24 protein-coding genes, 2 tRNA genes and 1 pseudogene are annotated in these 22556 nt (G+C 59.6%); 11 read left to right on the forward strand and 16 right to left on the reverse strand.

Going from position 1 to position 22556, the window contains the following annotated elements; genetic code table 11:
- Positions 1 to 192 precede the first annotated feature (192 nt).
- The 5 genes from HBN98_RS16825 (at position 193) to HBN98_RS16845 (ending at position 3923) form a co-directional block, all read left to right on the forward strand.
- Positions 193 to 1479, forward strand: a complete 1287-nt coding sequence (locus tag HBN98_RS16825; protein WP_083367300.1) for an OprD family porin — start codon at positions 193 to 195, stop codon at positions 1477 to 1479.
- 231 nt (positions 1480 to 1710) lie between these two features.
- Positions 1711 to 2457 (forward strand): 2OG-Fe dioxygenase family protein, encoded by a 747-nt coding sequence (locus HBN98_RS16830; RefSeq protein ID WP_064585516.1) that lies wholly within the window; start codon positions 1711 to 1713, stop codon positions 2455 to 2457.
- A gap of 79 nt (positions 2458 to 2536) precedes the next feature.
- Positions 2537 to 2914 carry a GNAT family N-acetyltransferase gene (locus tag HBN98_RS16835; RefSeq protein WP_003220700.1) on the forward strand — a complete coding sequence of 126 codons (378 nt, stop codon included), beginning with the start codon at positions 2537 to 2539 and terminating at the stop codon, positions 2912 to 2914.
- A complete protein-coding gene (locus HBN98_RS16840; protein WP_003220701.1) occupies positions 2911 to 3627 on the forward strand; it encodes an AzlC family ABC transporter permease in 717 nt (238 codons plus the stop codon). The genes HBN98_RS16835 and HBN98_RS16840 overlap by 4 nt, the downstream gene beginning before the upstream one ends.
- Positions 3606 to 3923, forward strand: a complete 318-nt coding sequence (locus HBN98_RS16845; RefSeq protein ID WP_003220702.1) for an AzlD domain-containing protein — start codon at positions 3606 to 3608, stop codon at positions 3921 to 3923. The genes HBN98_RS16840 and HBN98_RS16845 overlap by 22 nt, the downstream gene beginning before the upstream one ends.
- Here the strand turns inward: HBN98_RS16845 and HBN98_RS16850 are convergent.
- Positions 3840 to 4766: a LysR family transcriptional regulator gene (locus HBN98_RS16850; RefSeq protein WP_007961685.1), complete on the reverse strand. Its 927-nt coding sequence runs from the start codon at positions 4764 to 4766 to the stop codon at positions 3840 to 3842. The two genes, HBN98_RS16845 and HBN98_RS16850, sit on opposite strands and share 84 nt — an antisense overlap.
- A 333-nt stretch (positions 4767 to 5099) precedes the next feature.
- On the opposite strand from HBN98_RS16850, the gene HBN98_RS16855 reads away from it, so the two are divergent.
- Complete coding sequence (locus HBN98_RS16855; RefSeq protein ID WP_083367299.1) at positions 5100 to 5510, forward strand: MbcA/ParS/Xre antitoxin family protein; 411 nt, start codon at positions 5100 to 5102, stop codon at positions 5508 to 5510.
- On the forward strand, positions 5507 to 6187 hold the full coding sequence (locus HBN98_RS16860; RefSeq protein ID WP_083367298.1) for an RES family NAD+ phosphorylase: 681 nt from the start codon (positions 5507 to 5509) through the stop codon (positions 6185 to 6187). Before HBN98_RS16855 ends, HBN98_RS16860 begins: the two co-directional genes overlap by 4 nt.
- 201 nt (positions 6188 to 6388) lie before the next feature.
- Here the strand turns inward: HBN98_RS16860 and HBN98_RS16865 are convergent.
- The 6 genes from HBN98_RS16865 to HBN98_RS16890 all read right to left on the reverse strand — a co-directional run bounded on the left by HBN98_RS16865 (position 6389) and on the right by HBN98_RS16890 (position 11094).
- Positions 6389 to 6464 (reverse strand) — tRNA-Thr (locus HBN98_RS16865).
- Between the two features lie 420 nt (positions 6465 to 6884).
- The gene (locus HBN98_RS16870; protein ID WP_083367297.1) at positions 6885 to 8120 is read right to left on the reverse strand and encodes a methyltransferase; all 1236 of its coding nucleotides are present in this window, start codon (positions 8118 to 8120) and stop codon (positions 6885 to 6887) included.
- Positions 8101 to 8790, reverse strand: coding sequence for an ABC transporter permease (locus HBN98_RS16875; RefSeq protein WP_003220713.1), 690 nt, complete (start codon positions 8788 to 8790; stop codon positions 8101 to 8103). Before HBN98_RS16875 ends, HBN98_RS16870 begins: the two co-directional genes overlap by 20 nt.
- Positions 8787 to 9482 carry an ABC transporter permease gene (locus HBN98_RS16880; protein ID WP_083367296.1) on the reverse strand — a complete coding sequence of 232 codons (696 nt, stop codon included), beginning with the start codon at positions 9480 to 9482 and terminating at the stop codon, positions 8787 to 8789. Before HBN98_RS16880 ends, HBN98_RS16875 begins: the two co-directional genes overlap by 4 nt.
- Before the next feature lie 75 nt (positions 9483 to 9557).
- Complete coding sequence (locus HBN98_RS16885; RefSeq protein WP_083367295.1) at positions 9558 to 10307, reverse strand: ABC transporter substrate-binding protein; 750 nt, start codon at positions 10305 to 10307, stop codon at positions 9558 to 9560.
- Positions 10308 to 10320: 13 nt separating this feature from the next.
- Entirely contained in the window at positions 10321 to 11094 is a 774-nt protein-coding gene (locus HBN98_RS16890; protein WP_064585522.1) for an ABC transporter ATP-binding protein, read from the reverse strand.
- Positions 11095 to 11646: 552 nt separating this feature from the next.
- On the opposite strand from HBN98_RS16890, the gene gabP reads away from it, so the two are divergent.
- Positions 11647 to 13038 (forward strand): GABA permease, encoded by a 1392-nt coding sequence (gabP, locus tag HBN98_RS16895; protein WP_083367294.1) that lies wholly within the window; start codon positions 11647 to 11649, stop codon positions 13036 to 13038.
- A gap of 69 nt (positions 13039 to 13107) precedes the next feature.
- On the opposite strand, the gene HBN98_RS16900 is transcribed toward gabP, so the two are convergent.
- The 3 genes from HBN98_RS16900 to HBN98_RS16910 are packed head-to-tail and all read right to left on the reverse strand — an operon-like array spanning position 13108 to position 14959.
- Positions 13108 to 13560, reverse strand: coding sequence for a hypothetical protein (locus HBN98_RS16900; RefSeq protein ID WP_083367293.1), 453 nt, complete (start codon positions 13558 to 13560; stop codon positions 13108 to 13110).
- A gap of 6 nt (positions 13561 to 13566) precedes the next feature.
- Entirely contained in the window at positions 13567 to 13980 is a 414-nt protein-coding gene (locus tag HBN98_RS16905) for a hypothetical protein (protein ID WP_025110944.1), read from the reverse strand.
- A gap of 28 nt (positions 13981 to 14008) precedes the next feature.
- On the reverse strand, positions 14009 to 14959 hold the full coding sequence (locus HBN98_RS16910; protein WP_083367292.1) for an alpha/beta hydrolase family protein: 951 nt from the start codon (positions 14957 to 14959) through the stop codon (positions 14009 to 14011).
- Positions 14960 to 15118: 159 nt separating this feature from the next.
- Between HBN98_RS16910 and HBN98_RS27950 the strand changes: the two are divergent.
- A pseudogene (locus HBN98_RS27950) lies at positions 15119 to 15235 on the forward strand (carboxypeptidase regulatory-like domain-containing protein); the annotation flags it as partial.
- Positions 15236 to 15309: 74 nt separating this feature from the next.
- Positions 15310 to 15591: a YceK/YidQ family lipoprotein gene (locus tag HBN98_RS16915; RefSeq protein ID WP_083367291.1), complete on the forward strand. Its 282-nt coding sequence runs from the start codon at positions 15310 to 15312 to the stop codon at positions 15589 to 15591.
- A 13-nt stretch (positions 15592 to 15604) separates the two neighbouring features.
- On the opposite strand, the gene HBN98_RS16920 is transcribed toward HBN98_RS16915, so the two are convergent.
- From HBN98_RS16920 to HBN98_RS16945, 6 genes are all read right to left on the reverse strand, one after another.
- A complete protein-coding gene (locus HBN98_RS16920; RefSeq protein ID WP_064585529.1) occupies positions 15605 to 15955 on the reverse strand; it encodes a hypothetical protein in 351 nt (116 codons plus the stop codon).
- A 163-nt stretch (positions 15956 to 16118) separates the two neighbouring features.
- Positions 16119 to 16194, reverse strand: a tRNA-Phe gene (locus tag HBN98_RS16925).
- 103 nt (positions 16195 to 16297) lie between these two features.
- The gene (locus HBN98_RS16930) at positions 16298 to 16570 is read right to left on the reverse strand and encodes an oxidative damage protection protein (protein ID WP_083367290.1); all 273 of its coding nucleotides are present in this window, start codon (positions 16568 to 16570) and stop codon (positions 16298 to 16300) included.
- Positions 16567 to 17634 (reverse strand): A/G-specific adenine glycosylase, encoded by a 1068-nt coding sequence (mutY, locus tag HBN98_RS16935; protein ID WP_083367289.1) that lies wholly within the window; start codon positions 17632 to 17634, stop codon positions 16567 to 16569. Before mutY ends, HBN98_RS16930 begins: the two co-directional genes overlap by 4 nt.
- On the reverse strand, positions 17631 to 19856 hold the full coding sequence (locus HBN98_RS16940; protein WP_083367288.1) for an AsmA family protein: 2226 nt from the start codon (positions 19854 to 19856) through the stop codon (positions 17631 to 17633). The genes mutY and HBN98_RS16940 overlap by 4 nt, the downstream gene beginning before the upstream one ends.
- A gap of 78 nt (positions 19857 to 19934) precedes the next feature.
- The gene (locus HBN98_RS16945; protein ID WP_083367287.1) at positions 19935 to 20339 is read right to left on the reverse strand and encodes an acetyl-CoA sensor PanZ family protein; all 405 of its coding nucleotides are present in this window, start codon (positions 20337 to 20339) and stop codon (positions 19935 to 19937) included.
- Between the two features lie 317 nt (positions 20340 to 20656).
- Here HBN98_RS16945 and HBN98_RS16950 point away from each other — a divergent pair, with 317 nt between their 5' ends.
- Positions 20657 to 22321, forward strand: coding sequence for an OFA family MFS transporter (locus tag HBN98_RS16950; RefSeq protein WP_083367286.1), 1665 nt, complete (start codon positions 20657 to 20659; stop codon positions 22319 to 22321).
- Positions 22322 to 22556 lie beyond the last annotated feature (235 nt).

Here is a 22556-nt window from a genome sequence, read left to right on the forward strand (position 1 = left end):
GACACATTATTGAGGGCGCGGCTACGATTCGGCCCAACGCCTGTGGCCAACCGCCATGACTCAAAATAATAAAAGGGCCCGACACGGTTTCACCGTGGGCGGGTCTTTTTGTTTCGGGGTGAAAAAAGAGCGCAATAGCGCCGTTTCAGCCGTTCGACACAGCGCGTTTCAACCCGTAATAAGGAAAACAAAATGTTGAACAAGCGAATCAGCCTGATCGCACTGGGGATGTTGAGTGCTACACAGGCCATGGCTGACGGCCAGGCCGAGTCCAAGGGTTTTGTCGAAGACAGCAGCCTCAAAGTGCTGCTGCGCAATGCCTACATCAATCGTGATTACAAAGACGGCAACCCGGATAAAGCCGAGTGGGGCCAAGCGGCCATCGGTACGTTCTCGTCCGGTTTCACCCAAGGCACCGTGGGTGTGGGTGTCGATGCATTCGGTCTGTACGCACTGCGTCTGGATGGCGGCAAGGGCCGCAGCGGCGCTGGTGGTATCGACTTCTTCAAAAAGGGTGCCAGCGGCAACGCGGCTGACGACCTGTCCAAAGGTGGCGCTGCGGTCAAATTCCGCGTGTCCAACACCGTGCTGACCTACGGTGACCAGATGCCTGCCCTGCCGGTGCTGAACTACGACAACTCGCGTCTGCTGCCGGAAAGCTACACCGGTACCCTGATCACTTCCAAAGAGATCAAAGGCCTGCAACTGGATGCCGGTCGTTTCACCGCCGAATCGCGCAAAAGCGCTGAAGGCCGTGACAGCGGTGGTCTGAAGTCGATCAACGTGTTGGGCGGTAGCTATCAGTTCACCGAGCAGTTCAAGGCGGCGCTGTACGCTTCCGACGTCGAAGACGTCATGAAGAAGCAGTACGTGAACGCCAACTACGTGTTCCCGATCGACAAGGATCAGTCCCTGACCCTGGACTTCAACGGCTATCGCACCAAGCTCGACAAGTCGTATGCCGACATCAAGAACACCGGGGGCCAGGACAACAAGATCTGGAGCCTGGCGGCCACATTCGCCACCGGCCCGCACTCGTTCACCGTGGCGCACCAGCGCAGCACCGGTGACAGCAATCTGGGTTATCCGTACGGCGGTTATCAGAACGATGGTCGTCGTCAGGGCGACGGTGGCAACACCATCTACCTGGCCAACTCCTACTGGTCGGACTTCAACGCTGAAGACGAGCGCAGCTGGCAGTTGGGCTACGGCCTGGACTTCGGCGCATTCGGCGTACCGGGTCTGAGCTACAACTTCGCTTACGTGCGTGGCGACAACATCACCACCGACACCAGCAGCGGCGGTACTGAGCGCGAGATCTTCAACCAGGTCAAATACGTCGTGCAAAGCGGCCCGGCCAAAGACCTGAGCGTGAAACTGCGCAGCTCGATCCTGCGCGTTTCGCAGAAATCCGCCGACTACAACAGCAGCGGCAACGAAGTGCGTGTATTCGTGGACTACCCGATCAACATCTTCTGATGAGCGATCCGGTGTAAGAAACATGAGAAAACCCCGACTGGTTCGGGGTTTTTTTTCGCCGCTTTTTCCGCAAAAACCGTAAAAAACCCGTGTTTTTGTCACGTAAAAGTTGTTTTCAAGTACCTTCAAGTTCCGTTTCAAACAGGGCTTTAAATGCCTGAAATTCTTTCTCATGGACGCAAATTCTCCACCTAATAGATTAGGCCGCTCAACGCAGCGGAGAATTTGGTAATGATCGTTTTGAACAGAGAAGTGGGCGAATCGCTACGGCGCGACAAATATGTCAACGTCCAGGGTGGTGACTTCAATCTCTACGGTCATTTTGCCGACTTCGTCAGACTGACCAAAAGTTGGGAAAACATGGAGCCAGACAGTTACTACGGTCAGGCCGAAGCCGGCATGCGTTACCGTCGTTACAGCGACTTTGAATACAACCCGAAAACACGCGAACTCAAGCAACTCGAACATCGCGCCTACGTGCAGTCGAAAGAGAACAACGCCTACGTGGGCGGTGTTGTGCGGCACTTTCAGGACTTCTCCGATGAAGTGATTACTTCGCCGGTGATGCGCAGCCTCATCGACACCGACTTCGAAGTGTACAAAAGCGTTTTGCCGGAAGAGCTGCACGATGAAATCTGGCAATGCCAGATCCATCAGATCCGTATCGAGATCAAACCCGGCAAACAACTGGAAATCACCCCGGAAGGGATTCACTGCGACGGTTATCCGTTCAGCGGCGTGCACTTCTGGGGGCGCAACAACGTCGAGGGCGCGGAAAGCCGTTTGTACGATGTTCACGAGCATCAACTGGCGTCAACCACTTACCAGGAAATCCTCGATACCACGTACTTCCTTGACCGTGACATGCGCCACTACGTGACCCCGGCGCGCAACACTCACACCCATGCCATGGCGTATCGGCAGATTCTGGCGATTTCCTTCTCGCGGCCCGGGACCGCTTTCGACATTGTTCGCTAATCAGATCACCCCAGTCGATGGTGTCGAGTGCTCGACGCCGGTGGTGCTGCGACGCGCCACCGCCAAGGACGCGCAGCGCATGGAGCGCTTCTTCCGTCAGTTCGACGAAGTGTCGTTCTGCGAGTGGCAGGACGCCAAATGCCTGCGCGGTGTATTAATCCAGAAGACCACCACGGCCTACCTGGCCTTCGACGTCGAGGGCGAGATCGTCGGTGCGGTGCTCGGTGGCATGCTTGGCAGTCGCGGCACCATCAACCATCTGGCGGTCAGCCCACGCTATCGCAGCCAGGGCGTCGGCCAGCGGCTGGTGGAAGCGGCGTCGTCTGACATGAAGCGGGTCGGTGTATTACGGATGTTTCTGTTCGTCGACGATGCTAACCTCGCGGGCAAGCGATTCTGGACTGCCCAGGGTTTTTGCGAACCCCACGGCGAGCGGACATTTGAGAGGGATCTATGAATGAAACGTCCGGCAGTGCGCCGCTGATGGCTGCCCATCAGCCATCGCGCACGTTTGCCGAAGCCAGCCCGGTGGTGGCCGGTTATTTCACGGTGTCGTTCGTGTTCGGGCTGATGGCGGTCAACGCCGGGCTGCCGATGTGGCTGCCGGTGGCGATGTGCTTGTTCGTCTACGCCGGCGCTTCGCAATTCGCCGCGCTGGCGCTGATCTCCAGCGGGGCTTCGCTGACCACCATCGTGCTGACCACGTTCCTGATCAATGCGCGACACATGCTGATGTCGGTGTACATGGCCAAGGCCTTGCGAGCCCTCGGGCTTAGCCGCATGGAGCGCTGGGCCTACGCTGGCGGTCTCACCGACGAATCCTTTGCGTTTCACAGCGTCAAGCTGGGCACCGGCGCGCCGGTCAATATCCGTTACCTGATCGGCTTCAACCTGTTTTGCCACACCTCCTGGGTGCTGGGCGGATTGCTGGGCGCCGTCTGCGCGCAATATGCGTCGCACCTGATCAAATATCAGCTCGACTACGCACTGACCGCGATGATGCTCTACGTGCTGGTGTCTCTGTGCAACACCCGCAACAAACTCATCGCCGCCGCGGCCGCCGTCGCCTGCATGGGCGCGCTGAGCCTGGTCGGCACCTCGCCGTTCAACGTATTCATCGCCACGTTTGTGGGCTGCGGAGTGGGTGTATGCCTGACCAAACGTTCCTGATCCTGGTGGTGGCGCTGATGATGGCCGTGACCTTCCTGCCGCGCGCACTGCCACTGCAAGTCAACACCGAGCACTGGCCGCCGTTCGTTGCGCGGGCGCTGGAGTACCTGCCGGTGGCGATCGTCGCTGCGATCAGCCTGACACCCTTGTTGATCAAGGATCAGCACCTACAGCTCGATCGCCCGGAATTTTATGCAGCGATTCCGACGTTGTTATGTGCGTATTTCAGCAAAAACCTCTTTCTCAGTGTGGCGGTTGGGACGGCTGCGTACATTGCGCTCGGCTCGTTCATGTAACGGCAGATCCACCACGTCGTTCAAGGCCTGGCCCGACAGGTTCGGGTTGTTCACCGCCAGACGCACTTCGAGGAAATCCTCGAAACCGGGGAAAATCGTCAGGCCGTTCTTCTGCGCGGCCTCGCGAGACACCATGCCTACTGCGTCCATCTGCGTGATCAACGACAGGGTCAGGGTCTCGCTGCAGGAATAGACCATGCGCTGACCGTTCTCGTGATTGCCCAATCCGGCGTCGAGAAAGCGCAGGAAGCTGTGGGAATACGGACAATCTTCCGCAGGACGCACCTGAAACTTGTTGCCCAGCAACGTCAGTGGATCGTTTTCCTGCCCGCAATGGGCACCGACCACCTGTACCTGCACATCCGGCAGGACGATACTCGGCAAACCCGGACGCTGCGGCCCGATCAGCACCGCGAGGTCAAAGTCTTCGTTCTTCAGCTTGCTGAGGTTTTCCATCGACTCGGCGTAGCTGAATTCCATCTGATAATCAGGAAACACCTCGATCAGGCGTCCGATCATTCGCCGGTTGAAGTCAGACGACAACGTGTTGTTCAACGCGACCTTCAATGTGCGCTGGCCCGGCACCTTGAGCGCCTCGACCTTTTCTTCCATCTGTCGCGTGGCAATCAGCACTTTGTCCATGTAGGGCGTCAGCTCAGTGCCTTGCGGCGTAAGCGTCAGGCCCTTGTTGGAACGACGAAACAAGCGGAAACCGAACTGCTCTTCGACCTTGTTCAACTGGGCGGCCAAGGCCTGCACAGTCAGGCACGAATGCTCGGCTGCGGCCGACAACGAGCCGGTCTGCACGATGCGCATGAGGTTGCGTAAGGTTCTGCTATCCATGGGTAATGCCCTCTGAAGTGGGCTGGGTATTGTTGTTTACGAGACTGCCGATCCGGCGTCATATGCCGGCTATATTCCAGCACCTGAGCATAGTTGTCGCGGGTTTAGTAGCGAATTGATGTCCCCGCCGATGGCTGGAAGCTGACACAGGATCGGGATTTTTGATGACCTGGGGGTGATGAAGGTCAAAAAATACTGACTTGGAATAACAATTCGTGACTTTTTACAGGATTTGATCAAAGGGACGAGTTGATTCATTTGCGGATTAAAAGAAAACAAACATCCGTATCTGTACTAGTCTTGAAGGCATGTCACTCAGCAGTGGAGACGGCCTTGCCTACCTCATCCCCAGCCCTCAACCCGCGCGAACAACTCGACGTCCCCGAAGCCGGGCGCGTTGCGTTGAAGTTCTTCTTCAATCTCATGGGCCGCTGGGGTTGCAACGCCGAGCAGCAGCGCACGTTGCTGGGTGGCGTCGGCAACACCACGTTCTACAAGTACAAACACCTGCCGCCGAACATTCGCCTGCCACACGACACGCTGGAGCGTATCTCGTACTTGATGGGCATTCATAAGGCGTTGAGCATCATCTTCAGCAACAGCCGCGAGCGCGCCTACACATGGGTCAGCAGCCCCAACACAGCTGCGCCATTCAATGGCCGAACGGCGCTGGATTACATGCTGGCGGGGAGGGTGGTCGACATCGCCGACGTGCGCCGTTACCTCGACGGGGTGCGCGGGTGAAGGCCCCACCGCTGGCCGAACCGCAATGGCCCAAGGCTTATCGGATCGTCAACAGCAGCTTCCCGCCGATTGCGCTGTTCGAAGATGTGCTCGACCCCGAAGACCTGGAAATCGCCTACGCGCTGGAGGCATTGACCAACGATCGGCTGATCGAGCAGGCCGGCGTTCTGGCCCGCGTGCGCCCCGAAGACCGACTCTCCGGCCCCGGCTCCACCCCGGTCATGGCGGCGTTTACTCACATCGGCAAAAGCAGCCGCTTTACCGATGGCACTTTCGGCGTGTACTACGCCGCCAGTAGCCAGGCCGCCGCTATTGCCGAAACCTGCTATCACCAGGAGCGTTTCCTCGCGGCCACCCGCGAAGCGGATCTTGAGTTGACCATGCGTACTTACGTCAATCGCGTGGTTAAACCGCTGCACGATGTGCGTCACGACTTTCCCGATTTACATCAACCCGATCCAGACGCCTACGGCCCATCCCAGGTATTCGCCCGACAACTGCGCGAGTCTGAGTCCTGGGGCCTGCTCTACAACAGCGTCCGCCTGCCGGGCCACGAATGTGTCGCCGCGTTCCGACCGCCGGCGGTGTCGATTCCGAAGCAGGGCAAGCATCTGCGTTATGTGTGGAGTGCGAGTCAGCGCAGGATTTCGTTTGTGTTTGAGATTAGTCAGGTGTGAAAAGCGAGGCTTTGCGCGTGTCAGGCTGCACGTGTCACGGAGGTGCCGCACTCTGCGCCGAGAGAAACATGTGCCTCGCTGAAGAGCCATCCAGATTAACGACGATTTTTGATTATCCGGCCGTGAAAGCCAATGTGGACGTGATGTGGACGTTCCAGAAACAACAAAGCCCCTGCATTTCTGCAGGGGCTTTGTTTTGTATGGTGCCGGCACCAGGAGTCGAACCCGGGACCTACTGATTACAAGTCAGTTGCTCTACCAACTGAGCTATACCGGCGTGTGGGCGACGATTATAGCGATTGGGTTGGTTCTGTAAACCCCTGAATTCTGACTATTTTTACGCAGGCACTGGATCAGGCGCGGCATGGGCTGTGTCGTTGGGTTTTAAGCCGCAAAATAGGGCTGCTCGGCGGCCACTCCAGCCCGAGAGAGATGGCGGAAATTCTGTAGCGTTAAAGCACTCATTTCCGCCGTTTATGTCCTTTTGATTGAAAGCTTATGCACAACGGATCGGCGCAACAGCGGTGTTGCGGGGGATTTTGTGGACAGGTTCTCATTTTGTGCGCAAAGCCCTGTTTTACAGGTTTTTTATCAATGTGAACAAAAAATGACCAATGCTGTTTTTGTCGCGCAACGGCCGTGGATATTGGATCCACTCGAAATCCATCAACAGAGTTATCCACAGGCTGCAAAGATTCTAAGCGCGTTCGGCCAGCAGCAGGAAATTACGCGGGGTCAGCGGGGTGTCGCAGAAGGTGCCGAGGCGTACGACGTATCCCCGTTCGTTGAGGAAAATGGCTCGATCAAGATTCAGCCAAAGCTCCAGCGGCCGTCGGAACAATCCGCGGAGCAATTCCAGGTTGCGAACTTCGGCCAACCGCTGCCAACCGGCGGTTTCCAGCGCCTGCCAATCTGGCGTGCCGATTGTGGATAACTCTTTCAGCGCGGCCAGGTCGCGGCAGTAATCGGCGAACGGTTTGTCCAGCCAGGCGCTGGGTAGGGATGGGGTTGGCAAGTATTCGTCGACACCGCGAAGTTGCCGTTGCAGCAGGTCGAAGGCCAGGCGTCGGGCCATGGAGGTGTCGCGCTGACGTCGGACACGGGCACCGGCGGTGACGGTTTCGCTCATGGGCAGCGCCAGATCTTCGAGCGAGAGCTGTAGGGCGGATCGCAAGCCCGCGCAGGACAATGCCTGGTACTCGCTGCGATTGATCCGGTTGTAACAGCATGGGGCAATGGCCATCTGCTGACAGCCGGCAGCGCTTGCCAGTTGCATCAGGCGCACATGCAGATCACCGCAGGCGTGCAGGGCGACGGGGGTGTGTTGAGCGCTCAACACGGTTGCTGCGTTTGATGCCAGCACATCCTGCTCGACATGCAGTGCGTGCAGATGATGCCGCTGACTCAGCGCCTGACCGCTGGCGACCAACGCCGGATCGTATTCAACGCAAGTCAGCTGTTGCCCTGCACCTAACAGGCGCCGGCCCAAATGCCCTTTGCCGGAACACCAGTCCAGCCAATGCGTCGGCTGCGAGGTGAAAGACAAACGACTGGCGAACGCTTCGATCTGCTGCCACTTGCGCCCCGGCACATCGACATTCAAGTGATGGCCTGCCGCTTCGAGCGCATGTCCTGGCAACTCACCGACCGCGCTCAGCTCAGCCGACAATGCCGCCAATGTGGCGAACGGCTCCGGCGCATCGAGGAGATCGGCAGGATGGTTATGCGCACGCTCTGCCTCTTGCAGCGATCGTCCGCGTAGCCACGAAGACAATTGGGGGTAGGCGGTTTCCCACGGTAGCGAACGATGAGTGAACGGACGAGGTTTCCACAACGCCTGATGCTCAATCAAAAAAGCATCCAGCGCGGTGAAGCGGGCGAGTAGTTCATCGCCCGTCAGCACGTGGGAAGTTTCAACGCCCTTGGCAGGCATCGACGCGCAGCCAGCGCTCCAGCAGCTTGAAGCCGCGCACCAGCACGTAGGACATCAGCAGATAAAACACCCCAGCGGCGAAGAAGATTTCCACCGGCAGGTAGGTGCGGGCGATGATCGTGCGGGCCATGCCGGTCAGTTCCAGCAGGGTCACGGTGCTCGCCAGCGCGCTGGCCTTGAGCATCAGGATCACTTCGTTGCTGTACGCCGGCAGGCCGATGCGCGCGGCACGCGGCAGCATGATGTAGAACATCGCTTTGGGTTTGGACATGCCCAGCGCCCGCGCCGCTTCGATTTCCCCGGGCGGAATCGCCTGGATCGCGCCGCGCAGGATCTCGGCGATGTATGCCGCGGTGTGCAGGGTCATGGTCGCGGTGGTACACCAGAACGGATCACGCAGGTACGGCCACAGGGCGCTGCTACGTACTGCATCAAACTGCGCCAGGCCGTAGTAGACGAGGAACAGTTGCACCAGCAACGGCGTACCACGGAAAAAGAAGATGTAGGCGTAGGGCAAGGCGCGCACGTACCACAGCTTCGAAGAGCGGGCGATGCCCAGCGGAATCGCCAGCAGCAGGCCGGCAATCACGGCAATCGCCACCAGCTCCAGGGTCAGGGTCGCGCCCTGCGCCAGTTTCGGCAGCCACTTGATGATCACTTCCCAGTTCATGAAGCGCTCCTCGCAAAGCCGCGAGCGGCGCGTTTTTCCAGGAAGTGCATGCCGGTCATCGCCAGCACGGTGAGGCCCAGGTACATGACCGCAGCCACCAGATAGAAAGTGAACGGCTGTTTCGAGACGGTCACGCCGATCTGTGCGTGACGCATGATTTCTTCCAGGCCGATCACCGACACCAGCGCGGTGTCTTTCATCAGGATCATGAACAGGTTGCCCAGGCCCGGCAGGGCGATGCGCCACATCTGCGGCAGGATCAGCTTGGTGAAGATCCGCCATTTCGACAGGCCCAGCGCCACACCGGCTTCACGGTGGCCCTTGGGAATGGCGAGGATTGCGCCGCGGAATACTTCCGTGGCATAGGCGCCGAAGCACAGGCCCAGTGCAATGACGCCAGCGGCGAAGGCGCTGAGTTGCAGGTCGGGGTTGCCGAAAAATTCACCGAGGCTGCGCATCAGGTTGACCGTACCAAAGTAGATCAACAGCACCCAGAGCAATTCCGGGACGCCACGCACCAGGGTTGAATAAGTGCCGCCAAGCCATTGCAGCAGCTTGTACGGGGAAGTCTTGGCCAAGGCGCCGAGCAGACCGAGTACCAGTCCCAGGCACAGGGCCGTCAGCGCCAGTTTGACGGTCATCAGCGCGCCGGCGGCGAGGGCCGGGCCGAATCCGTAGAGGTCGATAATCATGGATTTCTTTTCAAATCGGCAGGCAAGGCCGGGAGCCGGTGCCGTCGGATCACGGCGCCGGTCCCGCAGGTCAGATCAATAGATGCTGAACGGGAAGTACTTGTCGTTGATCTTCTTGTAGGTACCGTCGGCAACGATTTCCTTCAGTGCAGCGTTCAGCTTCTCACGCAGCGGATCGCCTTTGCGCACAGCGATGCCGATCTTGTCGCTTTCCACGACCGGTTCACCTTTGAACTCGTAGTTCTTGCCGGCGTCGGTTTTCAGCCAGTCATAGTTGGCGTACTTGTCGGCGAGGATGGCATCGACACGACCGGAGGTCAGGTCCAGGTAGGCGTTTTCCTGGGTGTCGTAGAGTTTGACTTCGATATCGCTACCGTAGGTGTCCTCAAGCCAGGTACCGGCGAGCGTCGCGCGCTGAGTACCGATGATCTTGCCTTTGAGCGAATCCTTGTCGGTTTTGAAGTCGACGTTTTTCGGCGCGATGAACTGCAGCTTGTTCGAGTAGTACGGGTCGGTGAAATCCACCGCGCCCTTGCGCTCGTCGGTGATCGACAGCGAAGAGACCAGGAAGTCGAACTTCTTGGCGTTCAGCGCAGGGATGATGCCGTCCCAGTCGGAAGTGACCACGGTGCACTCGACTTTCATCTTCGCGCACAGGGCGTCGCCGATGTCTTTGTCAAAGCCGACCACGTTACCGCTGGCATCTTTATTGTTGAACGGCGGGTAGGCCGCTTCGATGCCCATCTTCAGGGTCTCGGCCATGGCACCGGCGCTGAACGCGAGGGTGACGGCGGCGGCCAGGAAGACCTTTTTAAAATTCTGCATGCATGTTGCTCCGTTAGCGGTTGCTGGACATGAATTGTTTGCAGCGCGCCGAAAGCGGGTTGTCGAACACCTGCTGAGGCGATCCTTGCTCTTCCACCAGCCCCTGGTGGAGGAACACCACTTCGCTGGAGACCTGACGGGCAAAGCCCATTTCGTGGGTCACCAACAGCATGGTGCGGCCTTCTTCGGCCAGTGCGCGGATGACACTAAGTACTTCCTGAACCATTTCCGGGTCAAGGGCGGAGGTAGGCTCGTCGAACAGAATCACTTTCGGCTGCATCGCCAGGGTGCGAGCGATGGCCGCGCGTTGCTGCTGACCACCGGACAGCTGCGACGGATACGCGTGGCGCTTGTCGGCGATGCCGACCTTGGCCAGAAGCGCTTCGGCGACTTCGATGGCTTCGGCCTTGCTCTGGCCGAGCACGCGGCGCGGGGCTTCGATGATGTTGTCGAGCACGCTCATGTGCGGCCACAGATTAAAGTTTTGAAACACAAAACCAATCTCGGAACGCAGGCGATTGATCTGCTTGCCGTCGGCAGCAACCAGTTCGCCATTCTTGGCGGGCTTGAGCTTGAGTTCTTCACCGGCCACCAGAATCTGGCCCTGGTGCGGGTTTTCCAGCAGGTTGATGCAGCGCAGGAACGTGGACTTGCCGGAACCGGAGGAACCGAGGATCGAGATCACATCGCCGTCGCGGGCGGTCAGCGAGATGCCTTTGAGCACCTCAAGCTGTCCGTAGCGTTTGTGCAAGTTGCGAATTTCAAGCGCGGGCGTGGCCTCAGCCATGTGCGTTCCTCATATATGTTGCGCTCCTGCTGTTGGCGGGCCTTCCTGGCGAGGCGGCCAAGCTAGCATAGCGTTTCAATGGCAGCCAACAGCGCTACGGGCGGTAAGCGGATGGCGTGTGGCAGGTTGTCGCATCGGCACAGCAGACTGTCGCCCCATCAACAACCGAACGGGTGTTTGAACGTGCAAACCCGTGGGTGTTGCGTAAAAAAAGGCGCGATGTTGCCAGCTTTGGCGGGGTGTTGGAAGCGCTATCCGGCCGAACGTTCCTGAATCGCCCTTTTATTGTGCATCCCACACTTTTTCAGTGTGTTTCTGGTGCGCTCAATCGTTTGAAAAGTGAGTCGCAGGGTAACGCTCTGGCGAATTGCCATTAATTCCAAGGACTTGCGATGACTGTCCGGTCGCGCGCAAAACCGCAGCCCAGATGAGTTTGAAACATTTTGGCGCATTTATTGCGTGCAGAATCTGGAACGCCCCGTTGGTTTCTTTTTACGAGAAGGAAAACCAGACCGGGCGGACGCAATCGCTTTCCTCGCAAAGGTAGTTCCGATGAGCAGTACCCCAAGCTCCAATGGCCTCGAACAGGGGCTCAAACCGCGTCATGTGACCATGCTGTCGATCGCCGGTGTTATCGGCGCCGGTCTGTTCGTTGGCTCCGGCCACGCCATCGCTGCCGCCGGTCCTGCCGTGCTGCTGGCTTACGCTGCCGCCGGTACCCTGGTGGTGCTGGTGATGCGCATGCTCGGTGAGATGGCTGTTGCTTCGCCCGACACCGGCTCGTTTTCGACTTACGCCGACCGTGCCATCGGGCACTGGGCCGGTTTCACCATCGGCTGGTTGTACTGGTGGTTCTGGGTGTTGGTGATTCCGCTGGAAGCCAACGCTGCCGCGACCATCCTGCACGCCTGGTTCCCGGGTGTAGGCATCTGGGCTTTTGCTCTGGTCATCACGATGCTGCTGACCATCACCAACTTGTTCAGCGTGAAGAATTACGGCGAGTTCGAATTCTGGTTTGCCCTGATCAAAGTGCTGGCGATCATCGGCTTCATCATCCTTGGTCTGGCAGCCATTTTTGGCTTCCTGCCGAACAGCCAGGTCAGCGGCGTTTCGCACCTGTTCGACTCCGGCGGCTTCCTGCCCAACGGCATGGGCGCGGTACTGGGCGCGATCCTGACCACCATGTTCTCGTTCATGGGCACTGAAATCGTGACCATCGCGGCCGCGGAATCGAAGAACCCGGGCAAGCAGATCTCCAAGGCCACCAATTCGGTGATCTGGCGGATTGGCTTGTTCTACCTCGTGTCGATTTTCATCGTCGTGGCCCTGGTGCCGTGGAACGATCCTACGCTGGCCAACCTGGGTTCCTACCAGACTGTGCTTGAGCGCATGGGCATTCCGAACGCCAAGATGATCGTCGACATCGTGGTGCTGGTCGCGGTAACCAGCTGCCTGAACTCGGCGCTGTACACCTCGTCGCGTATGCTCTTCTCCCTGGGCAAGCGCGGCGACGCGCCGGCCATGTCGACCCGCACCAACAAAAGCGGTACGCCTTACTGGGCAGTCATGTTGTCCACCGGCGCGGCGTTCCTCTGCACCTTCGCCAACTACGTGGCGCCGGCTGCGGTGTTCGAGTTCCTGCTGGCCAGCTCCGGCGCCATCGCGCTGCTGGTGTACCTGGTGATCGCGTTCTCGCAACTGCGCATGCGCAAACAGCGCATGGCCCGCGGCGAGAAAATCGCCTTCAGCATGTGGTTGTTCCCGGGCCTGACCTATGCGGTGATCATCTTCATCGTCGCCGCCCTGACCATCATGCTGTTCCAGGAAGCCCATCGCGTGGAAATCCTCGCGACCGGCCTGCTGAGCCTGCTGGTGGTTGCTGCCGGCCTGCTGGTAGCACGCCGTCGCAAGCTGGAAAAACGTGGTGCGGTGGTGCTCAACTGATCCGTAGCGCGTAATGCAAAACGGCCGCTGTCAGTGATGACGAGCGGCCGTTTTTGTTGGTGAGCGGGTTTATTCGCTCTTTTCTTCTTCGGTATTCACCGACTTGCCATATGCATCCAGCGCAACCCCGAAATCGGTGATGAACTGCGGCTCGCTCAGCCAGGCCTGGGCGGTTTCGATGTCCATGCCGTCGGCCCACATGCGGTAGTCGATCAGCATGTCGGCGGCCAGGTGAGTGGCGGCCATGCCTTCGTTCTCGGCGTTTTCCATGTCCAGCAGCTCTGGATGGTCAACGATGATGAACGCCAGTTCGCGCAGCAGCGTCAGCAGCATCTCGTTGCGGCTGACGGCTTCGGCGTCGCGCATTTTGCTGAACATCGCCAGGGTGTATTCCGGGATCGGCTCGGCGAGATGGCCGAGGTCGGCGTCCTGTTCCAGTGGCTTACGGCCGACCATGCGGATGTGCTTGGCTTTGGCCTTGGCGCGTTTGGCGCGTTTCTGTTGCTTGTTCAGGGATGCCATGGGAACTCAGTTCTTCTGTTGGGTTTGTGCGGCGATCGCGTCGGACGCCGCCACATAGTCGGCCTGGAAGGCCGGGGATTCGATCCAGGCCAGCGCGCCGGCTTCGTCGGTCTCTTTCGACCACTGGCGATACTCGATCAGCGCGGCGAGGATGAAATCCATCGCGCCTTCTTCGCCTTCCTGCTCGTAAACCAGCTCCAGCAGCGGGTCTTCTAGGAACGCGGTGCACAGGGCTTGCTGGCTGATCTTCTCGGCGTCGATCATTTTCTTGAACAGCTCGGTCAGGTCCACCGACTCGAAGTCGATGCGGTCATCGTTCGGGTCCAGCTCGACCGGCGCCTCGGCGCGTTTGGTGCGGTTTTGCTTGGCCTTGGTCTTGGCCCGGGCGGCGCGTTTTTGCTGCTTGTTGGCGGAGGCCATGGTGTGTTCCGTCGTGCGTTGATAGGGCTCAGCTGCGCGGCACTGTCCGCCCGGGTGAGTCGGGGGCCAGCTCGCCGATTTGCAGCCAGGTCAGAGCGATGGGCCATAGTGTGGCTTGGTATGCGCTACGAAAAAAGGCGAAATGTCCGACTTGTTGTTCGCCGATGTCCTGCGGCTCGATGCGCAGGTGGGTTTTGTGCGCATGGCTGAAGTAGCCGAGCAGGCGTTCGATTGCTGGAATGGTGCCGTAGGGGTCGTCGCTGATGCTGATCGCCAAGGTCTCTGCGCGGACGTTGGCGAAGGGCAGCCGACCGGTTGCCGTCAGCAGTCGGCGGCCGCTCGGGCGCTGCTCGTAGCGCGCGGCAGGCGTGCTCCAGTCGCGTACGACGCCGGCGGGCGTGTCCTCCAGCCAGCCGAGGCGCTTGCCGGGGAAATAGCCACAGATGCGCGTCAGCAGCGGCATCAGCAAATGCCATTTGCCGAACATGCGCCAACGGTGTTCAGACGCATAGTCGCGCCAGTAAGCGAACTGCGCGCCGACCGTCACCAGCCGACGAATGACCTGCCCGGATTCGCCAAGCCCCGCCGCACAACCGCCGAAACTGTGGCCGACGACATCGATTGGCTGGCCGGGAAACTCCCGTTGCGCGCGCTTGAGCATCGCCTCGAAATCCAGCGCGCCCCAGTCGGTCCATGAGGTCTCCAGGCCTTTCAGGGTTGCCGGACGCGATTCGCCGATGCCTCGGTAGTCGTAGGTGATCACGTCGAAGCCGGTGGCGAACAGGTAATCGGCGAAGCGCGAATAGTGGCGGCAGCGTACCGAGGTGGCGGCGTTGATGATGACTACCGGGCGTTGCGCATCGGGCAGGACGTGACGCCAGGTGAAGCCGCCGAGCATAAAGCCGTCGGCGGCGGCCTCATGGAAGGGATCATTGACGGTAACGGTGCTGTGCGGGAGCGTAATGCTGCATGAGTTCATAAGCACTCGGTCTATGCGGGATCTCCTGAGAATGAACTTCATCGAGGCGTAAATGCAACGATTCGGAGTGTGCTGCGTTGAGGATTCGAAGTCATTGCGCTGTCGAGAAATCGTGACGCACCGCGTCACAAAATCAGAGCGGTCCTGTAGGTGTAGTCGCCACCCGGTAAATACACGGTGGTCGCCATTCGCAATGGCGAAACACGGCGTGACGTGACAGACGTTGGCAGCGGCACGGCACGCAATCTGGTGTTTCACTGGAATGACGCTGGATAACGTTGGGTGTATTGGAGAATCGAGGCGCGGGTACAATCCCGCGCCTTATGTTTCGTGATGCAGGAAGTGATGGTTTGAAAGGGATTTTGCGTATCGGCTCAGCGGTGAGCCGGGCTTTGCTGTTGGCAGGATGTGGAACGATGATGGGGCGCCTGAACGGTGATTCTGCAGAGCCGTACTACAAAGGTGTCGATGGGAACCTGCACTTGCTCGGCGTGAGAGGGGGAGATGGCATGCCCTCAGCGGTCATCTGCTACATGATGATCGTTTGCCCGCTGATTACCGTGGTATCGCTACCGGTAGACGCTGCGCTCGACACGGTTTTGTTGCCGGTCGATTACGTCAACACCCTCTGAGGCCGACCTCCATTTACCCCCGCGTACGCTTGCCCTTCTGCTTTTCGCTGGGCTCGTGCGCCATTCGGTAAATCCATAATCCGATCCAGCCGACGGCTATCAGGAATACCGTGCCGACGCACTGCGACACGATCTCGAACCAGTACATCCGGGGTTGTAGCGCGAGGGTGTAGGTCTGGCGTGGGCCCGATCGGTTCCAGGTGGTGATGGAGCCGCTGATCAAGCTGTGGACGATCAGGTAAATCGACGCGCCGATGAGGAAGGCGATCAGTACGCCGACCAGCACCATCAGCCAGAAGGAAACCCGGCTCTGGCGATAGGGTGGCGGATGGGGCAGGGGGACGCGGGTTCTTTTCTGGTTCATCGAATGGATGACCCTCTTCCATAAGGTGCGGTCAAAGTAGCGCGGATCGCCTTGGTTCGAAACCCGTCGCGCTTTTGGGCTGCGCAAAAGGGCTGGATTGAGCCGTTATCAAATCGCAGGCATAAAAAAACCCTGAATCTTGCGATTCAGGGTTTTCGGTATTTGGTGCCCAGAGACGGAATCGAACCGCCGACACGGGGATTTTCAATCCCCTGCTCTACCGACTGAGCTATCTGGGCAACGGGGCGCATTAAAAGGGTTTTTCGGATTTACGTCAACGACTTTTTTAAAATTTCTTAAATTAATTCCGTCGCTTACGATCCGACCCCCGATTTTGCGTGTTTACTCCGCAGGCGGAACGTAGCCTTCGGCCTTGGCGTATTCCTCGCCGGAGAAGTACTTGTCCATTTCGCCCTGCAGATATTTGCGATCTTCAGCGTTCATCATGTTCAGACGCTTTTCGTTGATCAGCAGGGTCTGGTGCTTCTGCCAGTCAGCCCAGGCCTTGGCCGAGACGTGGTCAAAAATATCCTGACCTTTGGCGCCCGGGAAAGGAGCGCGTTCCAGGGCGGGCAATTGTTCTTTGTACTTACGGCACATGATGGTGCGGGTCATGATGACTCTCCTGCATTCAATACGGCGGCCGCGCGTTCGAGCAAGGTTTTGACCGGGGCGGCGAGGCCCAGGCGCGGCGGGGTGGCGAGGTTATACCAGAGCCAGTCGGCCTCGGCCACGTGATGGCTGGCCTCCTGCACCTGAACCAGCCAGGGTTCGATGGACAGCTGGAAATGGCTGAAGGTGTGGACGAGGCTTGGCAGCGCCTGCTGCTCGCCCATTGTTAGCGAGTGCTGATCGGCCAGATGTTGCAGGTCGTCGAGGTCGTCGAGCTCCGGCAGGCTCCATAATCCACCCCACAGGCCGCTGGACGGGCGGCGATAAAGCAGAATCGCGCCTTCACCATTGGCCAGCATCGGCATCAGCGTGCGTTTCTGCGGGATCGCCTTGCGCGGCTTGGGGATCGGGTAGCGCGTCTCCAGGCCGAGCATGTGCGCTTCACAGCCCTTTTCCAGTGGGCACAGCAGGCAGCTCGGTTTGCTGCGGGTGCACAGCGTGGCGCCGAGATCCATCATCGCCTGGGTGTAGGCGTTGACTCGATCATGCGGCGTGAAACGCTCTGCGGCGGCCCACAGCTGCTTGGCGACCTTCGGCTCACCCGGGTAGCCCTCCTGCGCGGTGAAACGCGCCAGAACGCGTTTGACGTTGCCATCGAGGATCGGCGCACGCAGGCCCATGCTGATACTCGCGATGGCGCCGGCGGTGGACAGGCCGATGCCCGGCAGGTCCGTGAGCTTTTCGACGTCCCGCGGAAATTCGCCGCCGTACTGGCTGACGACGATCTTCGCGGTCTTCTGCAAATTGCGCGCGCGGGTGTAGTAACCCAGCCCGGTCCACAGGTGCAGCACTTCGTCCTCCGGCGCCTCGGCCAGCGCTTGAACCGTCGGCAGCGCGGTCATGAAGCGGTCGAAGTAATTGAGCACGGTGCTGACCTGGGTCTGCTGCAACATGATCTCCGACACCCACACCCGATACGGGTTGATGTCTTGCTGCCAAGGCAAATCGTGGCGGCCGTGGCGGTCGAACCATTCCAGCACCGCCGTGGAAAACTGCTCCGCTCTCATCGCTTGAACAGCCCCTTCAATGCGTTTTTCAGTTCCGGGCTGACCTTGTCGCCGAGTTTTTCATCGATTTTTTCGCTCAGTTTGTCACCGGCCAGTTTGGTCGCAACCTGACCCAGGCGTTCGTTGTCCACGCGGCAAGCCTTGGCCCCCAGTTCCAGCGGACCACGGCAGCGCAGCGGCCATTCGATGCCGACGAATTTCTCGCCGACCTGACAGGCCGGATCCGGCATGGCGCTGGTGTCACCTTCAACGATGATGCCGACGCGGTAATCCATGCCCAGCACCCGCAGGTCGATGTCGCCGTCACCGTTGACGGTCATGCCCGGGATGCGCACTTTCAGGTCCGGGTTGCTGGCGACGCCGTTGCGCAAGGTCAGGTTGCCCTTGAGTTCCTGGAACGGCGTGTCCTTGCCCCGTGGTTCGCCACTGAGGGTTTTGCGGTTAAGAGTGGCGATGCCTTTGCACAGTTGCTGTTCAAGGTTGGCGTTGAGCAGCACGCCGTTGTTGATCACGAAACTGGCGTTGCCGTTGAGGGTTTCGATCAGCGCCTGCTGGCTGTTGCCGCTGCCGGTGAGGTTGCTGGTCAGTGTGACCAGACCTTTGACCGGCGGGTTCTTGCCCTGGCTTTCGAGGATTTTCTCGGCCGGCACGCGGTTGATTTTGGTCTGCAGGTTCAGCACCGGCGCACTCGGGCGCACGTCGAGGGTGCCCTTGGCTTCGAAGTCGCCGTTGTACAGGCCGCCGCGCAGACTCTCCAGGGTCAGCAGGCCGCCCTGGCCGGTGGTCTTGAGTGCGGCGTTCTGGATCGGCAGTTTGTCGAGAGTCAGTTGGCCGAAGCTCAGATCGGCATCGACGTCGAGTTTGGCCAGACGCTCGACCGGCAACAAACGTTCGGTACTCCAGGCGCTTTTGCTCGGTTTGTCCGGCAGCGGCGTGGAACCGGCACCGGCCATTGCATCGGCTTCGGTGCTGGCGACTTCGGCCTGACGCACTTGCGTGGCGTTTTTCGCCTTGTCCGATTTCGGCGGCAGGTAGCGGTCGACGTCGAAAGTGTCAGCCTTGAGGATCGCCCGCAGCGACTGTTTGGCGAAATCTTCCACGGCAATACGCCCGCTGAAGCTGCTGTCGTCGAGTTTCAGGTTGATGTTGTCGAAGGCGACGCTGGTTGGCGTTGCAGCCACGCGGCTGACCAGCTCGACCTTGCTCAGGCTGCCGGGCGCCATGGCCGGCAGTGTCTGGCCGATGCTGTCGACGAATTTCGCCAGATCGAACTGGGCGATCGAGAGGCCGCCAGTGATCTGCGGGGTCTTGTCGAGGTCGTTGGCCTTCAGCTCACCCAAGGCGCGCAACTGGTTGGCGGAAATCTTGATCCCGGTCCATTCGGCGACGTTCGCGGCTTTATCAAGCAATACCTGGCCTTGAGCGGAGAAGGTCATGGTCTTGCCTTGCAGCGGATCGCCGGTCAGCTCACCAGACAGTTTCATGTCTTCGAACTTGTAGCGTTGCAGGGCGCGCTCAATGCGCAACTCGCCATTGAGTTCGGTACGCACGCGCAGCACCGGCTGATTGGTGCTGAGGAACGCCGTGGCTTTCAGCGGAATATTGGTCGAATCGTGCACTGCCCCCGTGCTGAGCTGGATGCTTTCGGCGCTGTATTGCTTGCCGGTCTGCTCGTCGTTGTATTCAACGCGGGCGTTGTTGACGGTCAGGCTGTCGATGTCGAGGCGGATCGGCTGCGGCGGTTTTTCCGGCTGGGCGGTGGCCTCTGCAACCGGTGCGCTGGCTGGCGCCGGGCTGCCGGCAGGCGTGGCGGGCGGCGGCAGCTTACCGATGTCTTCCCAGTTGCCGTGGCCGTTCTTGTCACGCTTCAGACGCAGATTCAGGCCTTCGACACGCACGTCGCTCATCTGCACTTCGCGGCGCAACAGTGGCAGCACGCGCACGGACAGGCCGAGCATCTGCAGGTCGGCATACGGTTCGGTCGGATTGATCAGCGTGGCGACGCTGGCTTCGTGCAGTTCCAGGCCGAGCCACGGGAACAGGCTCCAGCCGATATCGCCATTGAGCGTCAGCTCGATGTGGGCCTTGTCGCGGGCTATCTGGCGAATCTCGTCTTTGTAGTCGTTGGGATCAAAGAGGTGGGTCAGGGCGAAGCCCGCCGCCACAATAATCAGCAACAGCCCGAGAAGTACCAGACCCAGGATTTTGCCGAACGCTTTCATGGGCGAGTCCTTGTAGTTAGTCGAATTCGTAATTTAGCCGGGGAGTATAGCGCTGCATCTGCCCGATTCGGCGCGCCGTCATGTCGCGATGACTTGCAGCGGCACGTGCAGTTTGGCCGCGAGCGCCTGCGCTTCAAGCTGTCCGGCAGGTGCCAGCAGGCGCAGTTGCGCACCCGCTTGCGACGCCATTTTTTGCGCTTGGTTCACCAGCCGCTCAGCCACGCCACGGCGTCGGGTGACTTTTCGCACACACAAATGGGACAAGTACCAAACGGTGTCGTGCCTTGTCAGTCGTGCTGCACCGAGCAGTCGATCATTGAAACGTCCTGCAATCAAAGACCCGTCAGCCAGGCTGCTTTCGATCAGTTGAGTGTCTCCGCAATACGGTGTGAACAGCCATTGCGGGGCGTCCCGATAGATTTTCTGCAGATCCTGTTGATCCTGGTGACTGGCGTCTTCAAGCGTTTGAACGATGACAGGCATGATTTTCCCGTTTGTAAGGCCCTGTGCAGGCGCTGCCGCGGGCTGCGATCTTTTGATTTTGCTTTCTCGAACAAGGTCAAAAGATCGCAGCGTTGCGCAGCTCCTGCAGGAGAAGAGATCAGGTGACACGAAAAAGGTGATGTCAGTTTGGTTTTTCTGTCACGTGCAAATGGTAACCTTCGCCAGTTCGTCCGTCCTTCTGCGACTTAACGTCGCGCCTTCAAGGAGCTTCACCTAAAAAACGGTCATGCCTGCGTGCATCAAGGCCGAGGGTGAACAGTGGCTGGCGAACCATACTAATAATTGGGGGATACACAATGAGCACAAGCATCACGGCGGGCGGCCTGCAAGCCGACCAGCCTGGGTTCCTGTCCAAGGAACGCATCATCGCCAAGCCCGGTTTCAACCGCTGGCTGGTTCCACCGGCCGCTCTGGCCATCCACCTGTGCATCGGCATGGCTTACGGCTTCTCGGTGTTCTGGTTGCCGCTGTCCAAGGCGCTGGGCGTCACCGCTCCGGTGGCTTGCGCACCGGACATGAGCTTCATCGCACAAGTGTTTTCGTCGCAATGTGACTGGCCGATCTCGATGCTCGGCTGGATCTACACCCTGTTCTTCATCTTCCTCGGCTGCTCGGCAGCGATCTGGGGCGGCTGGCTCGAACACGCCGGGCCACGCAAGGCCGGTGTGGTATCGGCACTGTGCTGGTGCGGCGGTCTGCTGATCTCGGCATTGGGTATCTATACCCACCAGATCTGGCTGATGTGGATCGGCTCCGGGGTGATCGGCGGTATCGGTCTGGGCCTGGGCTACATCTCGCCGGTCTCGACCCTGATCAAGTGGTTCCCGGACAAGCGCGGCATGGCGACCGGCATGGCGATCATGGGCTTCGGCGGTGGCGCAATGGTTGGTGCACCGCTGGCGACTGCGCTGATGAGCCACTTCGCTTCGCCTGCCGGTGTCGGCGTGTGGCAGAGCTTTGTGGCCATGGCGGCGATCTACTTCGTGTTCATGATCGGTGGCGCTCTGGCTTACCGTGTGCCGCCAACCGGCTGGAAGCCTGAAGGCTGGACCGCTCCGGCGAAAAAAGCCTCGAACGCGATGATCACTCACCGTCACGTGCACGTGAATGTGGCGTGGAAAACCCCGCAATTCCGTCTGGTGTGGCTGGTGCTGTGCCTGAACGTGTCTGCCGGTATCGGCATTCTCGGCATGGCCTCGCCACTGTTGCAGGAAGTGTTCGGCGGCAAGCTGCTGGGCGTTGACGTGCCGTTCGGTCAACTGGACGCCGGGCAACTGGCTTCGATCGCTGCGATCGCTGCCGGTTTCACTGGTCTGCTCAGCCTGTTCAACATCGGTGGCCGCTTCTTCTGGGCTTCGTTCTCGGACTACCTGGGTCGCAAAAACACCTACTTCGTGTTCTTCGCCCTTGGTTTTGCCCTGTACGCGCTGATCCCGAACATGGGCCATCTGGGCAACGTTGCGCTGTTCGTGGCGGCGTTCTGCATCATCCTGTCGATGTACGGCGGTGGTTTCGCGACCGTTCCGGCGTATCTGGCCGACCTGTTCGGTACGCAAATGGTGGGCGCGATCCACGGTCGTCTGTTGACTGCCTGGGCGGCGGCCGGTGTGCTCGGTCCGGTGCTGGTCAACTACCTGCGTGAGTATCAGTTGAGCATCGGCGTTGAACGCGCGGCCGCTTACGACATCACCCTGTACATCCTCGCCGGCTTGCTGGTGCTGGGTTTCCTGTGCAACCTGCTGGTGCGTCCGGTGGCCGACAAATACTTCATGACTGACGCTGAACTGGCTGCCGAACAGGCGCTGGGTCACGACAAAGGTGCTGACGCCAGCACCGTGCTGGAGTGGAAAGCCGCGCCGGGCACCAAGCCGCTGGCGATCGCCGCGTGGCTGGTGGTGGGGATTCCGTTGGCGTGGGGTGTGTGGGTGACCCTGCAGAAGACGGCGGTACTGTTTCACTAAGTAAGCTGTAAAACGCAGTACCCCTGTAGGAGTGAGCCTGCTCGCGACAGCGGTCTGACAGTCACAGAAATGTTGACGGTGAGGCCCACATCGCGAGCAGGCCCACTCCTACAGTTGTTTTGGGGTGCCTGTAATGGCTTGTATGCACATGTCTACCCGCGACAGCCGGGGCTTCTGTCCGTCAGCCATATCACGTCTCGTGTTTCTGTTTCGGCCCCGCGTGCCTATAATGGCT

The organism is Pseudomonas koreensis, from assembly GCF_012986595.1.
Taxonomy (GTDB): domain Bacteria; phylum Pseudomonadota; class Gammaproteobacteria; order Pseudomonadales; family Pseudomonadaceae; genus Aquipseudomonas; species Aquipseudomonas koreensis.